The sequence below is a fragment of the Streptomyces sp. NPDC002324 genome, assembly GCF_053593335.1.
This window is the reverse complement of record NZ_JBSFCF010000013.1, coordinates 55,721-76,573: the sequence shown is the minus strand read 5'-3', so window position 1 is coordinate 76,573 and position 20,853 is coordinate 55,721. Positions and strand designations below refer to the sequence as shown.

General features: G+C 71.2%; 17 protein-coding genes, 2 tRNA genes and 1 pseudogene. 13 read left to right on the top strand and 7 right to left on the bottom strand.

The window, feature by feature from the left end:
* Positions 1-323: 323 nt before the first annotated feature.
* On the bottom strand, positions 324-941 hold the full coding sequence (locus ACWCRJ_RS19200) for an SSI family serine proteinase inhibitor (RefSeq protein WP_450940369.1): 618 nt from the start codon (positions 939-941) through the stop codon (positions 324-326).
* A 212-nt stretch (positions 942-1,153) separates the two neighbouring features.
* On the opposite strand from ACWCRJ_RS19200, the gene ACWCRJ_RS19195 reads away from it, so the two are divergent.
* From ACWCRJ_RS19195 to ACWCRJ_RS19185, 3 genes are all read left to right on the top strand, one after another.
* A tRNA-Ser gene (locus ACWCRJ_RS19195) sits at positions 1,154-1,244 on the top strand.
* 200 nt (positions 1,245-1,444) lie between these two features.
* Positions 1,445-1,517, top strand: a tRNA-Arg gene (locus ACWCRJ_RS19190).
* Positions 1,518-1,688: 171 nt separating this feature from the next.
* Entirely contained in the window at positions 1,689-2,324 is a 636-nt protein-coding gene (locus tag ACWCRJ_RS19185; protein ID WP_450940368.1) for a signal protein, read from the top strand.
* Here ACWCRJ_RS19185 and ACWCRJ_RS19180 read toward each other — a convergent pair.
* Positions 2,297-2,678: pseudogene (locus ACWCRJ_RS19180) on the bottom strand (tyrosine-type recombinase/integrase); the annotation flags it as partial. The gene ACWCRJ_RS19185 and the pseudogene ACWCRJ_RS19180 sit on opposite strands and share 28 nt — an antisense overlap.
* A gap of 600 nt (positions 2,679-3,278) precedes the next feature.
* Here ACWCRJ_RS19180 and ACWCRJ_RS19175 point away from each other — a divergent pair.
* From ACWCRJ_RS19175 to ACWCRJ_RS19135, 9 genes are all read left to right on the top strand, one after another.
* Complete coding sequence (locus tag ACWCRJ_RS19175; protein ID WP_013002359.1) at positions 3,279-3,500, top strand: hypothetical protein; 222 nt, start codon at positions 3,279-3,281, stop codon at positions 3,498-3,500.
* A gap of 249 nt (positions 3,501-3,749) precedes the next feature.
* Positions 3,750-4,643: a DUF2797 domain-containing protein gene (locus ACWCRJ_RS19170; protein ID WP_450940367.1), complete on the top strand. Its 894-nt coding sequence runs from the start codon at positions 3,750-3,752 to the stop codon at positions 4,641-4,643.
* 199 nt (positions 4,644-4,842) lie between these two features.
* Entirely contained in the window at positions 4,843-5,271 is a 429-nt protein-coding gene (locus ACWCRJ_RS19165; protein ID WP_450940366.1) for an antibiotic biosynthesis monooxygenase family protein, read from the top strand.
* Positions 5,272-5,523: 252 nt separating this feature from the next.
* The gene (locus tag ACWCRJ_RS19160; protein WP_046912936.1) at positions 5,524-6,264 is read left to right on the top strand and encodes a response regulator transcription factor; all 741 of its coding nucleotides are present in this window, start codon (positions 5,524-5,526) and stop codon (positions 6,262-6,264) included.
* Entirely contained in the window at positions 6,261-7,991 is a 1,731-nt protein-coding gene (locus tag ACWCRJ_RS19155) for an ATP-binding protein (RefSeq protein ID WP_450940365.1), read from the top strand. Before ACWCRJ_RS19160 ends, ACWCRJ_RS19155 begins: the two co-directional genes overlap by 4 nt.
* A gap of 26 nt (positions 7,992-8,017) precedes the next feature.
* Entirely contained in the window at positions 8,018-9,580 is a 1,563-nt protein-coding gene (locus ACWCRJ_RS19150) for a glycosyltransferase (RefSeq protein WP_450940364.1), read from the top strand.
* Positions 9,577-11,823 carry an ArnT family glycosyltransferase gene (locus tag ACWCRJ_RS19145; RefSeq protein WP_450940363.1) on the top strand — a complete coding sequence of 749 codons (2,247 nt, stop codon included), beginning with the start codon at positions 9,577-9,579 and terminating at the stop codon, positions 11,821-11,823. The genes ACWCRJ_RS19150 and ACWCRJ_RS19145 overlap by 4 nt, the downstream gene beginning before the upstream one ends.
* Positions 11,824-12,002: 179 nt before the next feature.
* Positions 12,003-13,496, top strand: a complete 1,494-nt coding sequence (locus tag ACWCRJ_RS19140; RefSeq protein WP_450940362.1) for an MFS transporter — start codon at positions 12,003-12,005, stop codon at positions 13,494-13,496.
* 107 nt (positions 13,497-13,603) lie between these two features.
* Positions 13,604-14,371: a TetR/AcrR family transcriptional regulator gene (locus ACWCRJ_RS19135; protein ID WP_450940361.1), complete on the top strand. Its 768-nt coding sequence runs from the start codon at positions 13,604-13,606 to the stop codon at positions 14,369-14,371.
* 44 nt (positions 14,372-14,415) lie between these two features.
* On the opposite strand, the gene ACWCRJ_RS19130 is transcribed toward ACWCRJ_RS19135, so the two are convergent.
* The 4 genes from ACWCRJ_RS19130 to ACWCRJ_RS19115 all read right to left on the bottom strand — a co-directional run bounded on the left by ACWCRJ_RS19130 (position 14,416) and on the right by ACWCRJ_RS19115 (position 18,991).
* Positions 14,416-14,889, bottom strand: coding sequence for a PPOX class F420-dependent oxidoreductase (locus ACWCRJ_RS19130; protein WP_450940360.1), 474 nt, complete (start codon positions 14,887-14,889; stop codon positions 14,416-14,418).
* Positions 14,890-15,008: 119 nt separating this feature from the next.
* The gene (locus ACWCRJ_RS19125; RefSeq protein ID WP_450940359.1) at positions 15,009-15,836 is read right to left on the bottom strand and encodes a YceI family protein; all 828 of its coding nucleotides are present in this window, start codon (positions 15,834-15,836) and stop codon (positions 15,009-15,011) included.
* 74 nt (positions 15,837-15,910) lie between these two features.
* Positions 15,911-18,427: an MFS transporter gene (locus ACWCRJ_RS19120; protein ID WP_450940358.1), complete on the bottom strand. Its 2,517-nt coding sequence runs from the start codon at positions 18,425-18,427 to the stop codon at positions 15,911-15,913.
* A gap of 117 nt (positions 18,428-18,544) precedes the next feature.
* Complete coding sequence (locus ACWCRJ_RS19115; RefSeq protein WP_450940357.1) at positions 18,545-18,991, bottom strand: MarR family winged helix-turn-helix transcriptional regulator; 447 nt, start codon at positions 18,989-18,991, stop codon at positions 18,545-18,547.
* A gap of 170 nt (positions 18,992-19,161) precedes the next feature.
* Between ACWCRJ_RS19115 and ACWCRJ_RS19110 the strand changes: the two genes are divergently transcribed.
* Positions 19,162-19,368: a hypothetical protein gene (locus tag ACWCRJ_RS19110; RefSeq protein ID WP_450940356.1), complete on the top strand. Its 207-nt coding sequence runs from the start codon at positions 19,162-19,164 to the stop codon at positions 19,366-19,368.
* A gap of 365 nt (positions 19,369-19,733) precedes the next feature.
* Here the strand turns inward: ACWCRJ_RS19110 and ACWCRJ_RS19105 are convergent, their stop codons facing one another.
* Positions 19,734-20,654 carry an RNA polymerase sigma factor SigF gene (locus ACWCRJ_RS19105; RefSeq protein WP_450940355.1) on the bottom strand — a complete coding sequence of 307 codons (921 nt, stop codon included), beginning with the start codon at positions 20,652-20,654 and terminating at the stop codon, positions 19,734-19,736.
* Between the last annotated feature and the right edge of the window lie 199 nt (positions 20,655-20,853).

The window sequence follows — 20,853 nt, the reverse complement described above, 5'->3', positions numbered from 1 at the left end:
GCTTCCTCCCTGTTACCGCACCTTGCCGACCGCCGGGCCCGTGGCCATCTTGCCAACCGGCCCGCAACGTGTCACGCGAGGGAGTCTACGGGCAGAGGTTGCGCTCGCGACGCCGGATGAGAGGGAGGTCGCACACCGAACATCTGGAGATGCGGTGACTGTGCGGACGGGGATGCCGTGACCGTGTGTTTTGCCGGAGGACCTTGTCGGCGGCACATATGTACGGGCTGTGCACGCGTGTCGAGCGGGCCGCCCGTGCCGCCCGGCGGGTGGCCGATTCCCTTCCCCGCCTCGCTCCCCGCTTCCCTGTCCTTCCGCCTCCCCTAGGCGCGGAGGTCCGGCAGTACGGGCACCAGCGCGTCCCAGCGGGCGATCTCGCAGCCGTTCCCTCGGTCGAAGCGCGCGTCGACGCGACGCCCGGCCCAGGTTCCGGTGACGTGGGCGGTGGCCGGCCCGCCGTACTGCATCGTGCACATGGTCCCGGACCCGACCGGCGCGAACGGATCCGTCCCCCATGTCGTGCGCCGGTCGAGGCGCCCACACGCCTCGCGCGCCTCCGGGTGGCTGCCCCCCTGGGGATGGCACCGCAGCTCGAACGTCCCGTCCGCCGTGGCGCCGGCATCCCGCACGGTGACGGTCAACCGGTCCTCGGAGCCGACGGCGAGGGTGGGCGCGGGCAGCGACGCCCGTGACACCGCCTCGGCGGCGTACGCGTCCGGCGCCACCGGCGCGAGCGTGCCGGCGGCCGCCGTGGCGAGCGAGGCGGCGGCGCCCAGGAGTAGCCGACCCAGGGCGGCGGGGCGTCCGAGGGACCCGCGGAGAAGGAATGGGCGCGCGACGGAGGCGGAGCGGGGGGCGGAGTCGGGGCCGGGGCCGGAGCCGGGGCGCTCGGCGGAGGGGGCGGCGGGCTTCGGGCGGAGGGTGGGGGGACTCTGCGACATGACCTGACTAACGCCCCGCCCGTCCCACGGTTGCGGCGCCGCCGCGCCCCGTCCCCACCCCTCCCCGGCAGCCCGTCGGACCGCTCCCGACGTGCCGTACGGCTTTGCCCTGCGGCCTCTCCGCCTAGTACCGTGGGAGGCGATTGGTGACAGCCCACCAGGCTGTGTCATCATCTGCACGCACCATTCGCGCTCGCGCGGGTGGTTGTGCTGGAGGCGTCGCCTAGTCCGGTCTATGGCGCCGCACTGCTAATGCGGTTTGGGACTTCAATCCCATCGAGGGTTCAAATCCCTCCGCCTCCGCGCTTGATCACCGAAGCCCCGGTCCACCCGACCGGGGCTTCGTCGTTCCCGCCCTCCGCGCGAAGGCCGTCCCAGAAGGTGTTTTCGCAGCTCACAAGGGGTATGGGAAACGGATTTCACATGGCGACGGCAGTCATGTAATGTTCTTCCTGTCGCCGCGAGCGGGCCGAAAGGGCCGGGACCGGCGGAAAACAAAACAAGCACTCGTAGCTTAACGGATAGAGCATCTGACTACGGATCAGAAGGTTGCAGGTTCGAATCCTGCCGAGTGCACACAGGTGAGAGGCCCCGGAGAGATCCGGGGCCTCTTGCGTTTCGGGGGCGTACAGCAGCGAAGTACAGCAACCGGTGCCCAATGGGCTCGGCCAGCTCGCCGAGAGGGTCCGCGCCATCCGTACGGCTACCGGGGGGTCGTGGCACGTGTGCGGCACGGGAGGGGAACTCATGAAGATCAAGACCGGCAGAGTGGCGCTCATGACCATGGTCCTGGCGGCGCTGGTGGGATGCGGGCGCGGCTCAGCCGAGGGATCAGAGGACTCGACATCTCTGGCTTCAGGTGCACCGTCATCGGCGCAAGCAGGTCTCTCTCCTGAGGATCTGCAGAGTCGATGGTGGACGTGGGCACTGTCGGAACCTGAAGGCACCAACCCGGTCGCTGACGAGGATGGAAGCGATTGTGAGCGCAACCAGCCGCAAGACGTGTGGTTTCTTGCGGGTACCTTCGGCACTCAGGCCGAGCGAACTTGCAGCGTCCCCGAAGGGGTCCCTGTCGCGTTTCCCCTGGTGAACCTGATGGGTGAGCCGGCGGACTGCGCAATCTTCATGAGCACGGCCAAGGGGTCCGCAGTCCTGGACGGCAAGAAGGTCGACTCGGAGACCAGCCGAGGAGAGTCGATCTCTGTGCAGGGCGTCGCCGACAACCCCGTCACAGGCACGGACGAGCGCTTCACGACCACCGGGTGCGGCCTCTGGGTCCAGTTGCCCCCGCTGAAGCCCGGGAAGCACACACTGACGATTCGCGGTCAGGCACAGGACTTCGCCGTCGGTGTGGACTACTCCCTGACCGTGGATGCCGCGTAGGCGAACGACGCGCAGGAGACCCCGAGTTCGGGGTCTCCTGGAGAGCAGGCTGCGGTCATGGAGTGCTCTGGGGGCGCCCCCATGGCTTCGGACGGGTTGCCCAGCGCTGCCCGTACCTCCTCCTCGCTTGCTTCGGCGTAGACCTCCATCGTCATGGCGATCTGCGAGTGACGGAGGATGCGTTGAGCCACCTTGGGGGTGCACCTTCAGAGCCACCAGGAGCGAGCTGCACGTGTGCCGGGTGTTCCGGAGCGGGATCACTCGGAGGCCGGCGCGGCGGGCACGTAGGGCGAACACGTGAGTCAGATTGCCCGGCTCGATCGGCGTTCCGTGCTTCGTGGTGAGGATCAGGCCTGTCGATGGCCGTCAGGGCATCGGTGTGGTCAGCGGGGCGGGGCGGGTCGGTCCCCGAGAACCCTCGATCGCATAGGGCGCCCAAATTTGAACGCGGCGGGCTACCAGTGTGGTGCCTACCCAGTCGGCTCAGACGGACAGGTGATCCAGGCGGACGGCACCTGGGTCTTCTCAGACACTCCTCAGCACTGCGCGCCCGTGTATGTCTGCGTTGCCGAGAAAGCGGGCGCATGAGCGGGAGCAGCAGTGACGAAAGCCGTCGCTGCGCCGAGCCGACCGTTGCTGTACAGCAACGATGTACCGCAACCCCAGCGACCGACCATGACCGGCAACCGCTCTGAGGCACCGTGCCGCCGCAGCCATAATGACCCCTGGTGACCGATCTCTGTAGAGCTACGGATCAGAAGGTTGCAGGTTCGAATCCTGCCGAGTGCGCACAGGTGAGAGGCCCCGGAGAGATCCGGGGCCTTCGGCGTGGGTGCTGACCGTGGCCGTCGCCCTGGGGGAAGCGGTCGTGGGGGTGTGCGGAGGGGGTCCCGGGAGAGGTCGGGGGCGGAAGGGGGCGGACTGGCGGATACGTCTGGGCGCATACTGGTAGAGATGACAAAGCCAGGTGCACCGAAGCGCTATTTGCCCACCAGTCCCTTCAAGGCCCCGGTCGCCCCGCCGCCCAAGCACTTCGCGGTGGGCGACCAGGTCACCCACGACATGTACGGCCTCGGCCGGGTGATCGGCATCGAGGACGGGATCGCCGCACTCGTCGATTTCGGATCGGCGCGACAGCGGATCCTGAGCCCGTACACCAAGATGAGCAAGCTGTAGGACCGGGAACAGACACAACGAGGGCCGGGCCCGGGTCGGGGCCAGGTCCGGAACAACGACGGCAGGCTGCGCTCCGCCGGGGGCGCGTCCCGCCATGCCGCCGTGCCACATCACCGCGCCTACACCCGCGCCCGCACCTCCCTGCGCCCCGCACTGCCGGCGCGGCACCGCCTCCGACGACGAACCTCGTTCAGGCCCCGGACCGCCGGGCGGAGGCGTTGTCAGTGGTGCCCTCTAATGTTGTGGGGGATGTCACGCGTGTGGAGATGTACGGGGCTGCGGTGGGGCGCGGAAGGTCCGTTGCTGGGGTGGGCCGGAGGGCGCGGGAGTGCGTTGCCGCGGGGGAAGGCGGTGGCTTTCGGGGTCGTGGCCGAGGGGCGGCGCACATGCGTCGGGGCCCGGGGGAACCCATGTGCGCTGCGGGCGGGGGTGTCGGGGCGGAGCACCGGCGCCCGGTGTGAGGAGTGCGCGCGGCTCGACCGGGCGCATTCCGTGGCCGCCGACACGATCGCCGACGATCCGCGGCCGTATCACGTGTACCTCGCGTGGTTCGGGCCCGGCATGGTGAAGGTCGGGATCACCGCTGTGGAGCGTGGACCGGCTCGGCTGTTGGAGCAGGGCGCGGTCTCCTTCGGGTGGCTCGGGCGGGGGCCGCTGATGGCCGCGCGGCGGGCGGAGGAGGTGCTGCGGGCCGCGCTCGGGGTGCCGGACCGGATCCCGTACGCCGAGAAGAGGGCCGTGCGGGCCGACCTGCCGGCCGCCGAGGAGCGCGCCGCCGAGCTGGCGGTGCTGCACGGGCGTGCCCAGGGGCTCGCGGGGTGGCCCGAGTCGTTGCAGCCGGTGCCGTTCCAGGCGGTCGATCACTTCGGGGTGTTCGGGCTCGACGGGTTGCCGGCCGCGGACGGTGTGGTGAGTGAGCTGGTCGCGGGCGGGGCCGTGGGCGGTGAGGTGCTCGCCGTCGCCGGGCCCGATCTGCATCTGGCCACCGGACGAGGCGTCGTCGTCCTCGATACGCGGCTCATGACGGGGTGGGAGCTGACCGCACCCGTCGCCGTCGGCCAGGGAGCCCGCGGTGTCCTCACCGTGCCCGTGCGGGAGTTGCGGAGCCGAGGAAACGGGAGCGTTCAGGACGGGCTGTTCTGAGGAGGACGGGTTGTTCTGACGGCGGCGAGCGGTGGTGCGCGCTGTCCCCGGCGGGCACGGCGGGCACGGCGGGCACGGCGGGCACGGCGGGCGCGGCAGGGGGCGGGCCGGTGCGGCGGGCGTAAAGAGTGAGATCCCTTTTGGATCCCGTTCGGAAAGTCTGTGGACGCCGGTCGCGGCCCGACCCGACAGTGATGCCATGGATGATCAGCGGACAGCACCTGACCACGCCCCCGGCGGCGCACCCGACGACGCACTCCGTGGCACGTCGGTCGTCGCGCCCGTTCCCGCCCATGAACCCCCGTACTACGCCGTCGTCTTCACCTCGACGCGCACCCAGGACCAGAGCGGGTACGCGGAGACGGCCGAGCGGATGGAGGAACTGGTGAAGGGGGTTCCGGGGTTCCTCGGGATGGACCAGGCCTGGCGGCCCGGCGGGCCGGCCATCACCGTGGGGTACTTCCGGGACGCCGCAGCCATCGAGGCGTGGCGGACCGACGTCGAGCACCTGGCGGCGCAGGAGCGGGGGCGGGCCGAGTGGTACGAGAACTACACCCTGCACATCGCCAAGGTCGAGCGGAGTCACAGCTACGTGAGAGGGGACGGCCCAGGCGTGGGCGAAGCATGACGGCGCTTGCGTAAAAGCGGGGTCAGGGCAGGCTGGTGGGGGCGCGTCCCGGTGGTCGTAAAGCTGTGGGCCGGCGGTGCGGCGGCCGGGAGGATGCCGTGGGGGCGATCGGAAAGCCGCTGGTCGGCGGGGGTGGCGTCCGAGATGTCGGAGATCTTCCCAGGGGTTGCCTGAGAGGCACCTGTGCGTTTCTCAGAAAAATCACAGGTTCCGGAAAGGGTGTTCTCAGGGGACCCCGACAAGGTGTCCAGCATGACCACGACCTCGCCCCAGGGGCGTACCGAACTGCTGAGGCCGGACGGGAGCCCCGTCCGCGTGCTTGTGGTGGACGACGAGCTGTCGATCACCGAACTGCTGTCCATGGCCCTGCGCTACGAGGGCTGGCAGATCCGGAGCGCCGGGGACGGCACGGGTGCCCTCCAGACCGCCCGGGACTTCCGGCCCGATGCCGTCGTCCTCGACATGATGCTGCCCGACATGGACGGGCTGACCGTCCTCGGGCGGCTGCGGCGCGAGCTGCCCGACGTGCCGGTGCTCTTCCTGACCGCGAAGGACGCGGTCGAGGACCGTATCGCCGGGCTCACCGCCGGCGGGGACGACTACGTCACCAAGCCGTTCAGCCTCGAAGAGGTGGTCGCCCGGCTGCGCGGGCTCATCCGCCGCTCCGGCGCCGCCGACCGTCGCTCCGACTCCGTGCTCGTCGTCGGTGACCTCATGCTCGACGAGGACAGCCACGAGGTGTCGCGCGGCGGGGCGAACATCCACCTCACCGCCACCGAGTTCGAACTGCTGCGCTTCCTCATGCGCAACCCCCGGCGCGTGCTCAGCAAGGCACAGATCCTCGACCGCGTGTGGTCGTACGACTTCGGTGGCCAGGCCAACGTGGTCGAGCTGTACATCTCGTATCTGCGGCGGAAGATCGACGCCGGGCGTGAGCCGATGATCCACACCAGGCGTGGGGCCGGCTATCTGATCAAGCCCGCCGCGTCATGAGCGGGCGACGACGGACGCGTACGCGGAGGCAGCCGAGGCTGCGGCGGGGGCGAGGACGACAGCCACGCACGCTGCGTACGCGGCTCGTCGTCTCCGCGGTGGCGCTGATCGCGGTGGTGGCTTCCGTCATCGGGACGGTGACGACGTTCGCGCTGAGTGAGCATCTGTACGACCAGCTCGACGACTCGGTCAGCGCGGTGGTCGGGCGTGCGGCGGGCGCCGGTCCCAAGAACGCGCCGCCGAACGCCACGCAGCCCAAGCCCGACGGTGAACGGGACCCCATCAAGAAGGAGTTCGGTCCGCCGGACCTGAAAGACTTCGTCACCAAGGGCCCGCAGCAGATGATCGGCACCATCGCGGCGAAGGTGGAGAACGGCACCATCGTCGAGGGCATGGTCGGCAAGAAGGCGACCGCCGACAACGGGGTCACGGGTGCGAAGGCGTACTCGCTGACCAAGGACCAGCTCGCCGAGCTGAACTCCGCCCCCAAGGACGCGGACGCCCACACCGTGACCATCACGGGACTCGGCGACTACCGCGTGATGTACCGCAGCGGCGACAACGGCGCCTACTACGTCGCCCTGCCCACCACCGACGTCGACACCACCCTCAATACCCTCATCGCCGTCGAACTGAGCGTCACCGCCGCCGGGCTCATCGCCGCCGGTATCGCCGGGTCCGTGGTCGTCGGTGTCGCGCTGCGCCCCCTGCGCAAGGTCGCCTCCACCGCGACCCGGGTGTCCGAGCTGCCGTTGCACACCGGCGAGGTCACCCTCAACGAACGCGTCCCGGTGTCCGAGACCGATCCCCACACCGAGGTCGGACAGGTCGGCGCCGCGCTCAACCGCATGCTCGACCACATCCACGGCGCCCTGCACTCACGGCAGGAGAGCGAGACGCGCGTACGGCAGTTCGTCGCGGACGCCAGCCATGAGCTGCGGACTCCCCTCGCGTCGATCCGTGGGTACGCCGAGCTGACCAGGCGCGGCCGGGAGGAGATCGGGCCCGACACCCGGCACGCGCTCGGGCGGATCGAGTCCGAGTCCGGGCGGATGACCATGCTGGTCGAGGATCTGCTGCTGCTCGCGCGGCTCGACGCGGGGCGGCCGCTGCAGTTCGAGCAGACCGACCTCATCCCCCTCGTCGTGGACACCGTCAGCGACGCGCGGGTCGCCGGGCGGAGCCACAGCTGGCGGCTCGACCTGCCGGACCTGCCCGCACTCGTGTCGGCCGACGCGGCGCGGTTGCAGCAGGTGCTCGTCAACCTGCTGGCCAACGCCCGTACGCACACGCCCCCCGGCACGACCGTCACCGCGCGCGTCCAGCGGCGCGGGCCGTGGATGTGCGTCGACGTCGAGGACGACGGGCAGGGCATCCCGGAGGAGTTGCTGCCGCACGTGTTCGAGCGGTTCGCGCGCGGCGACTCGTCGCGGTCCCGGGCCTCCGGGTCGACCGGGCTCGGCCTCGCCATCGTGCAGGCCGTGGCCGACGCGCACGGCGGCGCGGTGACCGTCGACAGCGTGCCCGGCAGGACCGTGTTCACGGTGCATCTGCCGGCCCTCGGGCGGGACGTCCCGCTGCTCGACGACGCCGCGAACTGGCAGCTCGACGACGCGCGGTACGACGGCGAGCATGACGGGGAGTTCGACGGGAACGACCTGGTGACCGACGCGACCAACCGGCAGTCGGACTCACAGGCGCACCACAGTGTGAGCACACGGGCATAACAGAGCGGCTCGCGAATGTGGTGGGCATGCGAACCGACTCTTCTCCCGGCACCCTGCCGGCGCGGGAGCACCTCCCGGCCGGAAACGCCGGTACGCCTGTCCTGGACGTAGTGATCCCCGTCTACAACGAGGAGAAGGACCTCCGGCCGTGCGTGCTCAGACTGCGTGAGCACCTCGCGCGCACCTTCCCGTACGCCTTCCGCATCACGATCGCGGACAACGCGTCCACGGACACCACCGCGCAGGTGGCGCGGCGGCTGGAGGCGGAGCTGGCGGAGGTCAGGTCCTTCCGGCTGGAGCAGAAGGGGCGCGGGCGGGCCCTGCGGACCGTCTGGTCCGCGTCCGACGCCCCGGTCCTCGCCTACATGGACGTGGACCTGTCCACCGACCTGAACGCCCTGCTGCCTCTGGTGGCACCGCTGATCTCCGGTCACTCGGACCTGGCGATCGGTTCCCGGCTGGCCCGCTCCTCACGGGTGGTGCGCGGCACCAAGCGCGAGTTCATCAGCCGGGCCTACAACCTGATCCTGCGCGGCTCGCTCCAGGCCCGCTTCTCGGACGCGCAGTGCGGGTTCAAGGCGATACGCAGGGACGTGGCCCAGGTGCTGCTGCCGCTGGTCGAGGACACCGGGTGGTTCTTCGACACCGAGATGCTGGTGCTGGCCGAGCGCGCCGGGCTCAGGATCCATGAGGTGCCGGTGGACTGGGTCGACGACCCGAACTCGACCGTGCACATCGTCAGGACCGCCACCGACGACCTCAAGGGTGTCTGGCGGGTGGGGAAGGCGCTGGCCACCGGGTCCCTCGCGCTGGACCGGCTCGCCCGGCCCTTCGGGGACGACCCCCGCGACCGTGAGATCCAGGACGTGCCGCGCGGTCTCGCCCGCCAGCTCCTCGGCTTCTGCGTCGTCGGCGGCCTCTCCACCCTGTTCTATCTGCTCCTCTACAGCGGCTTCCGCACTCTGACGGGGTCGCAGACCGCCAACGCGCTGGCCCTGCTGGTCTCGGCGGTCGCCAACACGGCGGCCAACCGGCGTCTGACCTTCGGCGTCCGCGGCCGGACCGGTGCCGTCAAGCACCAGGCGCAGGGCCTGGTGGTGTTCGGCATCGGTCTGGCCCTCACCAGCGGCTCGCTGGCCGCCCTGAACGCCGCCACCTCCGACCCCGCGCACTCCACGGAACTGGCGGTCCTGGTCGCCGCGAACCTCGCGGCGACGGTGCTGCGGTTCCTGCTCTTCCGGGCATGGGTGTTCCCGGAGGGCGGTGACGGATCGTCCGACTCCGGCTCGGCGACGTCTCCTTCGGGCTCGACCGTCGTCGCCGCGCACCAGCCCGCCGGCCCGGCCTCGCACCGGTACGCGGCGGGAACCGGGGTACGCCCGGGGCAGCCCGGCCCCTACGGCCACCAGGACCGGTTCCACCCGTCGGCGCAGCGTCCGACGGCGCCCCGGAACGGCCGCGCCGAGCACACCCCGTACACCACGACCCAGTTCCGCGCCGGTGCGGCCGCGGACCGCACCTGGGGGGACCCGACCATGCCGATGCGGCCGGTGCGCCCGCACGATCAGGATTCGAGGAACGCACGATGACCACGCAGTTCGAGACGACGAGCCGGCCGGGGGATCCCGGTCCCGGTCCCGGTCCCGGCCCCGGCTGGAATCCGTCCGCGACGGCCCACCAGGAACCGGTGGTGCCGGAGGCCCCCACCGAGCCCCCGGCCCCCGGGTCCGGTGAGCCCGAGCAGCCCTTCGTCAAGCGGCTGTGGAGGGGCCGGCCGGAGGACAACCGCTGGATTCGCCCCGGTTTCCTGCTCACGCTGTTGCTGATCGGCGGCCTCTACACCTGGAACCTCACGGCTTCCGGCTACGCCAACTCCTTCTACTCGGCGGCCGTGCAGGCGGGCAGCCAGTCCTGGAAGGCGTTCTTCTTCGGCTCGCTCGACTCCGCCAACGCCATCACCGTCGACAAGCCCCCGGCCTCGCTGTGGCCGATGGCGCTGTCGGTGCGGCTCTTCGGCCTCAACTCCTTCGCGATCCTGTTCCCGCAGGTCCTGATGGCCGTCGCCACCGCCGGCGTGCTGTGGGCGGCCGTGCGCCGTCGCTTCAACGCCACGGCCGGCTTCCTCACCATGGCGGCGTTCGCTCTCACGCCCGTCGCCGCGCTGATGTTCCGCTTCAACAACCCGGACGCGGCCCTCGCGCTGCTGATGGCCGCCGCGGTCTACTGCACCCAGCGCGCCATGGAGAAGGCGCGGACGAAGTGGCTGGTCTGGGCGGGTGTCGCCATCGGCGTCGCCTTCCTGGTGAAGACGCTGCAGGCCTTCCTGATCCTGCCGCCCCTGGCGATCGTGTACGTCGTCCTCGCGCCCGCCCCGCTGAGGAAACGGGTCGGCCAGGTGCTGCTCGCCGGGCTCGCGATGGTCGTCGCCGGCGGCTGGTGGGTCGCGATCGTCGAGCTGTGGCCCGCGTCCTCCCGCCCGTACATCGGCGGCTCGCAGAACAACTCCTTCCTCGAACTGACCTTCGGCTACAACGGTCTCGGCCGCCTCAACGGCGAGGAGACCGGCAGCGTCGGCGGGGGCGGGGGAGGCGGTGGCGGCAACTGGGGCGAGACCGGCTGGGACCGGATGTTCAGCTCCTCCATCGGCGGCCAGATCTCGTGGCTGATCCCGGCCGCGCTGATCCTGTTCGGCGCCGCGCTCTGGGCCACCAGGAAGCTGCGGCGCACCGACACCACCCGCGCGGCCTTCCTCCTGTGGGGCGGCGCGCTGTTGATCACCATGGTGGTCTTCAGCTTCATGCAGGGCATCTTCCACGAGTACTACACCGTGGCCCTCGCCCCCTACATCGCGCCGCTGACCGGCATGGGCGCGGCTCTGCTCTGGGAACGGCGGGCCGACCTCTGGGCGTCGCTCACGATGGCGGCGGCCATGACGGCCACCGCGGCCTGGGGTTACGTCCTGCTCAACCGCTCCTCCGACTACCTGCCCTGGCTCAAGTGGGTCGTGCTCGTCGGCGGTCTGGTCGCCGCGCTCGGCCTGGTCTTCGCGGCCAGGCTCGGCCGGCGGCTGGCGCTGGCGGTCGTGGGGCTGAGCCTCGTCACGGCGGTCGCGGGGCCGACGGCTTACACGTTCACCACGCTGGGCGAGGGTCACACCGGCTCGATCGTCACGGCCGGGCCGGCCGTGCAGGGCGGCAGGGGCGGTGGCCCCGGCGGCATGGGCGGCGGCCCCGGTGGCGGTGGCGGTATGCCGGGCCAGAACCAGCAGGGCACTGGCCAGAACCAGCAGGGCGGCCAGACCGGCAACGGGCAGACGGGCAACGGTCCGACAGGCAACGGCCAGATGGGCCGGCCCCCGACCGGCGGCTTCGGCGGCGGTCAGAACAACCAGCAGCAGGGCCAGGGCAACGGCCGGACCCAGAACGGTGACGGTGGCCGCGCGGGTGGCGGCGGTGGCGGTATGGGCGGGCTGCTCAACGGTGCCTCCGTCAGCGACGAGGCCAAGGAACTGCTGGAGAAGAACGTGGGTGACTACACCTGGGCCGCCGCCGCCATCGGCGCCCAGAACGCGGCGAGTTACCAGCTCTCCACCGGCGAACCGGTCATGGCGATCGGCGGCTTCAACGGCACCGACCCGTCCCCGACCCTCGCGGAGTTCAAGAAGTACGTGGAGGACGGCAGGATCCACTACTTCATCTCCGGTGGCTCCGGCGGCGGCATGGGCGGCGGCAGCGACGGCACCTCCGCGCAGATCAGCTCCTGGGTCCAGGAGAACTTCGAGACGGTGACGGTCGACGGCACGACGTTCTACGACCTGACGCAGGCGAAGTGACGCGAGCCGCGAGGTGAGCGGGGGCGGTGGCCCCGGGGGTTCGTCCGAACCCCCGGGGCCACCGCCCCCTTTCGTACGGGATCGAGCGCGGTTGAGCGCGGTTGAGCGCGGTCGGGTGCGGTCGGGTGCGGTCGAGTGCGCCTTGTACACCGTATGGGAACTGTTCTACGGTGTACGGCATGTCGACCCCCACCGCCTCCGGCACCCGGGGCCACCCCCGGCGCTGGCTGATCCTCGGCGTCATCTGCCTCGCCCAGCTCACCGTGCTGCTGGACAACACCGTGCTGAACGTGGCGATCCCCTCCCTCACCGGCGAGCTGGACGCGGCCACGTCGGACATCCAGTGGATGATCAACGCGTACTCCCTGGTGCAGTCGGGGCTGCTGCTCACCGCGGGCAGCGCGGCCGACCGCTACGGCCGCAAGAAGATGCTGATCACGGGGCTGGTGCTGTTCGGCATCGGTTCGCTGGTGGCCGGACTCGCCCAGTCCACCGGGCAGTTGATCGCCGCACGGGCGGGCATGGGCGTCGGCGGCGCACTGCTGCTCACCACGACCCTCGCCGTCGCCATGCAGATCTTCGCCCCGGAGGAGCAGCCCAGGGCGATCGGCATCTGGGCCGCGGTCAACGCGCTCGGCTTCGCGGCCGGGCCCCTCCTCGGCGGCTTCGTGCTCGCCCACTTCTGGTGGGGTGCCATCTTCCTGATCAACCTGCCGGTCGCCGCGCTGGGCGTGGTCGCCGTGATCGCCCTGGTCCCGGAGTCGAAGAATCCGCAGGGGGACCGGCCGGACCTGGTGGGCGCGGTGCTGTCGACCATCGGTATGGCCGCCCTCGTCTACGCGATCATCTCGGGCCCGGAGCACGGCTGGACGTCGGGCCTCGTGCTCGCCACGGCCGCCGTCGCCGTGGTCGTGCTCGCGGCCTTCACGCACTGGGAGAGCCGTGTCCCCTCCCCCATGCTCGACCTGAGCTTCTTCCGCGACCGGCGCTTCACGGGCGCGGTCGCCGGCGCCGTCCTGATCACCTTCGGCATGGGCGGCGCGCTCTTCCTCCTCACCCAGCATCTGCAGTTCGTGCTCGGCTACGACGCGTGGGAGGCGGGGCTGCGGACCGCGCCTCTCGCCCTGGTCGTCGTCGTGCTCAACTTCTCCGGGCTGTCGGCGAAGTGGACGGCGAGGCTCGGGACGCCGGTGTCGATCGCGCTCGGCATGGTCCTGATGTCCGGTGGCCTGGTCTCCATCGCGACGATGGCCTCCGGCGGTTACGCCGGAACACTGCTCGGGCTGGTGCTGATCGGGGTGGGCTGCGCGATTGCCAACCCCGCGATGGCGCACGCGATCATGAGCGCGATCCCGCCGGCCAGGGCGGGGGTGGGGGCCGGGATCAACGGCACGCTGGCGGAGTTCGGGACGGGCCTGGGGGTGGCGGTGCTGGGGGCGGTGCTCAACTCCCGGTTCGCGGCGCTGATCCCGGTGTCGGCGGTGTCGTTGCCGGCCGCGCTGGGGGCGGCGGACACGGCCGCGGAGCGGGACCGGGTGCTGTCCGCGTACTCCTCCGGGCTGGAGACGAGTCTGCTGGTGGGGGCGGTGGCCGTACTGCTCGGCGGGCTGGTGGCGGCGGGGTTGCTGCGCAGGGCGGAGAAGGCCGACACGGAGTTGGTGGCCGTCTCGTAGCCGGGAGTTCCCGGTGCCTCGTACCGTGCGCTGCGCTCCGTCAGGGCCACCTGCCTGGCATCGTCATCGGTGGGGGAACGTCGAAACCACGTCTCGGAAGGTGCGTCATGGTGCGGGTAGCCGGTCGGAGTGATGGGTCCGCGCGGGCCAGTGTCTGGCTGGAGGGGAAGGCGAAGGCGCGGTCCGGGCGGGGCGGACAGCCGTCGGGGCTGGACCGTGAGCGGATCACCGCGGCGGCCGTACGGCTGCTGGACGCGGAGGGGCTGGCCAAGTTCTCCATGCGCCGGCTGGCCGCCGAGCTGAACGTGACGGCGATGTCGGTCTACTGGTACGTGGACACCAAGGACGACCTGCTGGAACTGGCGCTGGACCAGGCCTTCGGCGAGATGAGCCTGCCCCCGGAGGACGCGGGCGGGGACTGGCGGGGCCAACTGCGCACGCTGGCCGGGGAGTACCGGGCGGTGCTGGTCCGCCACCCCTGGGTGTCGCCCCTCGCCGGCACCTTCCTCAACATCGGCCCGCGCTCGCTCGACTTCTCGCTCGCCGTGCAGCGCGTGATCCACCGCACCGGCCTGCCCCCGCGCGGCCAGGCCGGCGCCATCGCGGCGGTCTTCCAGTTCGTCTACGGCTTCGGCACCATCGAGGGCCACTTCGCGCAGCGCTGCGCCGCCGCCGGGGTGAGCCAGGAGGAGTACTTCCGCCAGGCCATGAGCGCGGTCTCCGGCTCCCTCTCGCCCCACGAGGTCATCCGGCACTCCGCGGACCTCATGGAGGCCCGCGGCGGCGACACCGTGGAGGAGATGCGCGAACGGGACTTCGCCTACGCCCTGGAGACCCTGGTCGCCGGCATCGAGGTGATGGCCGAGCGGGGCTGACCGCTTCCCGGACGTCCGGTCTCCCGGCACTCCCCGGCCACCGGCTAGGACTCCCCGGCCACCAGCCGCGCGGGGAACCCTCCGGTGGCCACCGGCCCCCACCTCTCCGGCGTGACCCGGATGATCGACTTGCCCTGCTTGACCATCGCCTCCCGGTACTCGTCCCAGTCCGGGTGCTCGCCCGAGATGTTCCGGAAGTACTCCACCAGGGGCTCGACCGAGTCCGGTGAGTCGAGGACCTCCGCCGTGCCGTCGATCTGGACCCAGGGGCCGTCCCAGTCGTCGCTCAGCACGACGACGCTCACGCGCTCGTCCCGCCTGGCGTTGCGCGTCTTGGCGCGCTCGGGGTAGGTGGAGACGACGATCCGGCCCGAGTCGTCGACGCCGCAGGTCAGCGGGGAGGCCTGGGGGCTGCCGTCGGCCCGCCGGGTGAGCAGGAGGGCCCGGTGGCGGGGCCGTACGAAGTCGAGCAGCTCTTCGAGGGAGACCGAGGTGTTGGTCGCGATGTTCCGTGCCATGGCGCCCAGCGTAGGGCCAGGGGCGCCCATCGGCTCGGGGGGTTCCGCGGCTCCGCGGTTCGGCGGCGGCGGATGTGTCGTCATGGTTCGCGCGGTTCCCCGCGCCCGTCGCGGGAGCGCTACGCGCTCCGCCCCCGCACGGCCTGCACGTCCATTTCGACCCGCAGCGTCGTCCCGATCGCCGCGATCCCCGCCTGCACGACCTGGTTGTAGTTCATGGCGAAGTCCGCACGGCGGAGTTCGGCGGTGGCCCGGAACGCGGCGCGCGTGCCGCCCCACGGGTCCGCGCCGGTGCCCAGGTACGCCAGGTCCAGGTCCACCGGCCGTACGACCCCGCGCATGCCCAGCTCGCCGTGGACCGTCCAGCGGTCCGGGCCGGCCGGGGTCAGGCCCGTCGAGACGTAGGTGATCTCGGGGTGCCGCTCGGCGTCCAGGAAGTCCGGCGACCGCAGATGCCGGTCCCGGGCCGCGTTCCCGGTGTCGATCGAGGCGGCCCGGATCACCGCCTCCACCCGGGACCTGGTGCCTTCGTCCGGGGCCGGGGCGATCTCGATCGAGGCCGAGAAGTCGGTGAAGCGTCCGTGGACGCTGGAGATGCCGAGGTGCTGCGCCAGCGCGGCGACGGAGGAGTGGGCGGGGTCGACGGTCCACGGGCCGGGCGGCGGCAGTTCCGTGCCGCCGAGTCGGGAGAGGGTGACCGTGCCGACCTCCGCACGCCCGCTCGCGGTCACCAGAGCGCCGGCGGCGAACGGCGCGTGGCCGACCGCCGTGACGATCACCGTGTAGGCGCCGGGCGCGAGAGCCGTCGGGTCGTGCACGCCCCCTTCGGCGTCCGCGCCGGCCCGCAGCACCTGCTTACCGGTCATGTCGGTCACCGTGACGACCGCGTGCGACACGGCCCATCCGTCCCGGGTGCGGATCCTCGCGGTCAGTCCGGTCGCTCCCATGTCCGTCCCACTCCTCAGCATGCGGCCGGCCGGTGGAGCGGGGGCTCCACCGGCCGGTGGTCCAACTTCTGGAACTACTCGCCGGGGTGGGCGAGTTCGATGTCGTGGCCGTCGACGCCGGGTCCGGCGACGGTCAGGGCCGTGGCCACGGGCGGGTAGCCGGTCGCGATGACCGTGTACTCGCCGCCGTCCAGGTCGGTGAAGGCGTACGCCCCGTCCGCGCCGGTGGTGGCCGTGCCGACCACGTTGCCCGCCGCGTCGACGAGGGTCACGCGGGCGTCGGCCAGTACTCCGCCCGGCGCCCGTACGACGCCCTGGAGCCGAGCTCCGGTCTCCAGGTCGATCTCGATCCGGGTGACCCCGGTGCCGCCGACCTCGACGGGCAGGGCACGCGGCCGGAACCCGGCGGCGTTCACCGCGACGGTCACCGCACCGGGCACCAGCTCGCCGAAGGCGAACTCGCCCTGCTCACCGGTGAGCCCGCCGGCCAGCACGTCCCCGCGCACATCGGTCACCACGACCATGGCGTCCCGCACGGCGCGCCCGGTGCCGTCGGCCCGCACCACACCGCTCAGCCCGCTCGTGCCGCTGAGCAGGATGTCGTACGCGACCGGCTCGCCGTTCACGACCACCGTGGACGCCTGGGGCTGGAACCCGTCGGCGGCCGCGATCAGGACGTACGACCCGGCGCTGGGCGCGTCCACCGCGTAGGTGCCGTCGGCCCCCGCGACCGAACGGCCGAGCTGTCGCCCGCCGAGCGAGATCAGTGTGACGGCGGCCCGCGGCACGGGCACGCCCTCGGCCCCGCGGACCTGACCGCGTACGGGGGTTCCGTCGCCGCTGTCCGACACCGGCGGGGTGACCGCGGCCGTGCCGGCGGCCGGAGCCGTGCCGGAGTCCGCGGCCACCGGAGCCGGGGCCGGGGCGGGCGTCGCGGACGCGTCCGGGGAGTCCGTCTGACCGTCGGTCTCCGTGGCCGCCGCCTTCGTCCGGGCCGCCTGGGCGAGCGCCCCGGTGGTCCGCAGCGGGACCTCCTTGATGAAGAGGGAGAAGACCAGTGCGAGAACGGCGAAGGGGGCGGCGTAGAGGAAGACGTCTCCGATGCCGTGGCCGTAGGCACTCTCGATGACCGTGCGGATCGGCGTGGGCAGGGCGTCCAGGTCGGGGATCTCGCCGTGGCCCGTGGCGGAACCGGACACGCCCAGCTTGGCGAGGCCCTCCTCGGCGTAGTGCGAGATCCGGTGGCTCAGTACCGCGCCCAGCGCCGAGACGCCGATCGCGCCGCCGAGGGAGCGGAAGAAGGTGACGACCGAGCTGGCGGCGCCGAGGTCGCTCGGGGCCACCTGGTTCTGGGTGCACAGCACCAGGTTCTGCATCATCATGCCGACGCCGAGACCGAGCAGCGCCATGAAGATCGCCACGTGCCAGTACACGGTGTCGTACCGGAGCGAACCCAGCAGCGCGAGCCCCGAGGTCACCAGCACACCGCCGGCGAGCAGCCAGGCCTTCCAGCGGCCGGTGCGGGTGATGACCTGGCCGGAGACGGTCGAGGAGACGAACAGACCGGCGATCATCGGGATCGTCATGACGCCGGACATGGTCGGCGACTTGTCGCGGGCGAGCTGGAAGTACTGGCTGAAGAAGATCGTGCCCGCGAACATCGCCACACCGACGAAGAGGGAGGCCAGCGACGCCAGCGCGATCGTCCGGTTGCGGAACAGCCGCAACGGCATGATCGGCTCGGTCGCCTTCGACTCGACCAGCAGGAACAGCGCGAGCAGCAGGGCCGTGCCGCCGACCATCGCGTACGTCTGCCACGACACCCAGTCGTACTTGTCACCGGCGAAGGTCACCCAGATCAGCAGCAGGCAGACCGCGGCGGTGATGAGGAAGGCGCCGGCCCAGTCGACCTTCACCTTGCGCTTGACGACCGGCAGGTGCAGGGTCCGCTGGAGCACGACCAGGGCGATGACCGCGAAGGGCACGCCGACGTAGAAGCACCAGCGCCAGCCGAGCCAGCTGGTGTCGGTGATGACACCGCCGACCAGCGGGCCGCCGACCATGGCGGTCGCGAAGGTGGCGCCGAGGTAGCCGTTGTACCGGCCGCGTTCGCGCGGGGAGATCATCGCCGCGAGGATGATCTGGGCCAGCGAGGAGAGACCGCCCATGCCGACGCCCTGGACCGCGCGGAACGCGATGAGCGTCCCGGCGTTCTGGGACAGGCCGGCGGCGGCCGACCCGAGCACGAAGATCACGAGTGCGAGCTGGATCAGCAGCTTCTTGGAGAACAGGTCGGCGAGCTTGCCCCACAGCGGGGTGGACGCGGTCATCGCGAGCAGCGACGCGGTCACGACCCACGTGTAGGCGCTCTGTCCGCCGCCCAGGTCCTTGATGATGTCCGGCAGCGCGTTCGACACGATCGTCGACGACAGGATCGCCACGAACATGCCGAGCAGCAGTCCGGTCAGCGCTTCCATGATCTGCCGGTGCGTCATCGGGGCGTGGTCGCCACCGCTGTGGGGAGCACCCTTGGCGGTGCCTCCTCCGTGCTTGGCGTGAGCCCGCACACCGGCTGGTGTGGTCGTTGCCATGGGGCTTCCTTTTCCTACGGGTCTTTGCGGGTGTACGGGTCGGGGTGGACGCCGCTGTGCGGGCGTACGGATCGTCGGGCCGGCCGCTGTGGGGCCTGGGCGTCGTCGCGTCGGCCGCTAGGCGGGTGTGCGGGTCGGGGTGGCGTCGAAGCTCTCGCGGAGCCGGCCCAGGAGCCGGGCGAGCTGGGCGACCTCGTCGTCGGACCAGTCGCTGAGCCGGTCGGCCATCAGCTTGCCGCTGCGGCGGTCCAGCTCCGCGACCACGGCCCGGCCCTCGGGGGTCAGGCGCAGGATGCGTGAGCGTTTGTCCGCCGGGTCGGGGAGGCGTTCGATCCAGCCCCGCTCGGCTACGTGGGCGACATGACGGCTGGTCACCGACATGTCCACCGCGAGCAGCTCGGCGAGCCTGCTCATCCGCATCTCGCCGTGCCGGCCGAGCAGGGTCAGGACTCCCGCCGAGCCGCCGGGGCACTCGTGCGGCAGCATCCGGGTGAGCTCCCGCTTCACGGCCCCGACGGCACTGAGCTGACGGACCAGCTCCTCGTAGTGCGTCTGCCCGGCCATGGAGCGCCTCCCGATGTTGTTGCTTAGGGCAACCATAGGATGGATGGTTGCTGCAGGCAAATGAAATCGGGTGCGCGCGGCTCAAGTCTTGGCAAAGGAGAACGTTGCGGGGGCGTGGGCGGGCAACCCCGCTTGGGTGCGTCGTGCGCGATTCGCTAAGGTCTCGGGCCATGGCCGACAACCAGAACCCCCAGGGCAACTACGACCCCGCGGGGAGCACGCAGATGTTCCGTGCCTTCGTCGACGAGACGCCTTCGGGGGGCCGGCAGGCCGCCTCGGCCGCGGCGGGGAGTTCCGGGCCGCGGGTCGGTGTGATCGTCGGTGTTCTCGCGGCGGTGGCTGTGGTGGCCGCGGTGGTGTGGCTGGCGCTGGCGTAGGTCCCTGCGGGGTGGGCGGCTGTGCGTCTGCCGGGGCTTGTGTGGGGTGCGCCTGTGCGTCTGCCGGGGCTTGCGCGAGGTGGCGCCTGAGCGTCTGCCGGGGGCCGTGATCGTGCGGGTGCGGGTGCGTCGTGGTTGCTCGCGCAGTTCCCCGCGCCCCTGAAAAGCAGGGGCTGCGCCCCGTGCTTTTCGGGCCCGAAGGGGCCGGGGCTTTCAGGGACGCCGGGAACTGCGCGAGAAGCCCCACCGGGCCCGCGCCTGCATCACGCGCCGGGTCGCCCACGTGCCCATGTGCATCACTACCGCCGGGGGTGCCGTCAAGGTGCCCCCGGCGGGTCACGTGTCACCGTGTGGACGGTGCCACCTCAGTCGGAGATCAGGCCCTCGCGGAGCTGGGCCAGGGTCCGGGTGAGGAGGCGGGAGACGTGCATCTGGGAGATGCCGACCTCTTCGCCGATCTGGGACTGCGTCATGTTCGCGAAGAACCGGAGCATGATGATCCGGCGCTCACGGGGCGGCAGCTTGGCCAGCAGCGGCTTGAGGGACTCGCGGTACTCCACGCCCTCCAGCGCCGTGTCCTCGTAGCCGAGACGGTCCGCGAGGGAGCCCTCGCCGCCGTCGTCCTCGGGGGCCGGCGAGTCCAGTGACGACGCGGTGTAGGCGTTGCCGACCGCGAGGCCGTCGACGACGTCCTCCTCCGACACGCCCAGGACGGCGGCGAGTTCGGTGACCGTCGGGGAGCGGTCGAGCTTCTGCGACAGCTCGTCGCTGGCCTTGGTGAGCGCCAGACGCAGCTCCTGCAGCCGGCGCGGAACCCGGACCGACCACGAGGTGTCGCGGAAGAACCGCTTGATCTCGCCCACGACCGTCGGCATCGCGAACGTCGGGAACTCCACGCCCCGTTCGCAGTCGAAGCGGTCGATCGCCTTGATCAGGCCGATCGTGCCGACCTGGACGATGTCCTCCATCGGCTCGTTGCGCGACCGGAAACGGGCGGCGGCGTAACGCACCAGCGGGAGGTTGAGCTCGATGAGGGTGTCCCGGACATAGGCACGCTCGGGGCTGTTCTCGTCCAGCGCGGCCAGCCGCAGGAACAGGGAGCGGGACAGGGTGCGGGTGTCGATGTTCGCCGAGGCCGACACGGCCGGAAGGTCAGTCACCGGCGGAGCCTGGGGACCGGGAAGGTCCTCAAGCGCCCGAAGGTCCTGAGGGGCCTGGATAGCGTCGGGCGCGGTCGCGCTCTTGTCGAGCGTGAGCACCTTCGAGCTGCCCTGGTCTGCGGACATGCCACCCCCTTTGGGTCGCGGACGGTCGCGGCGGACGCTCCGTCGTAAGGAACGCAGCCTCCACCTGAATACCGGCGGCGAGGCCACGGCAAACGCGCTGGGGAGAGAATGTCACACGTCGGCAACGCGATGTAGTGACATGTCGACATGGAGAGGGTGAATAGGCCCTGGAAACAGGCTGTCTGATGGGATTTCAGCT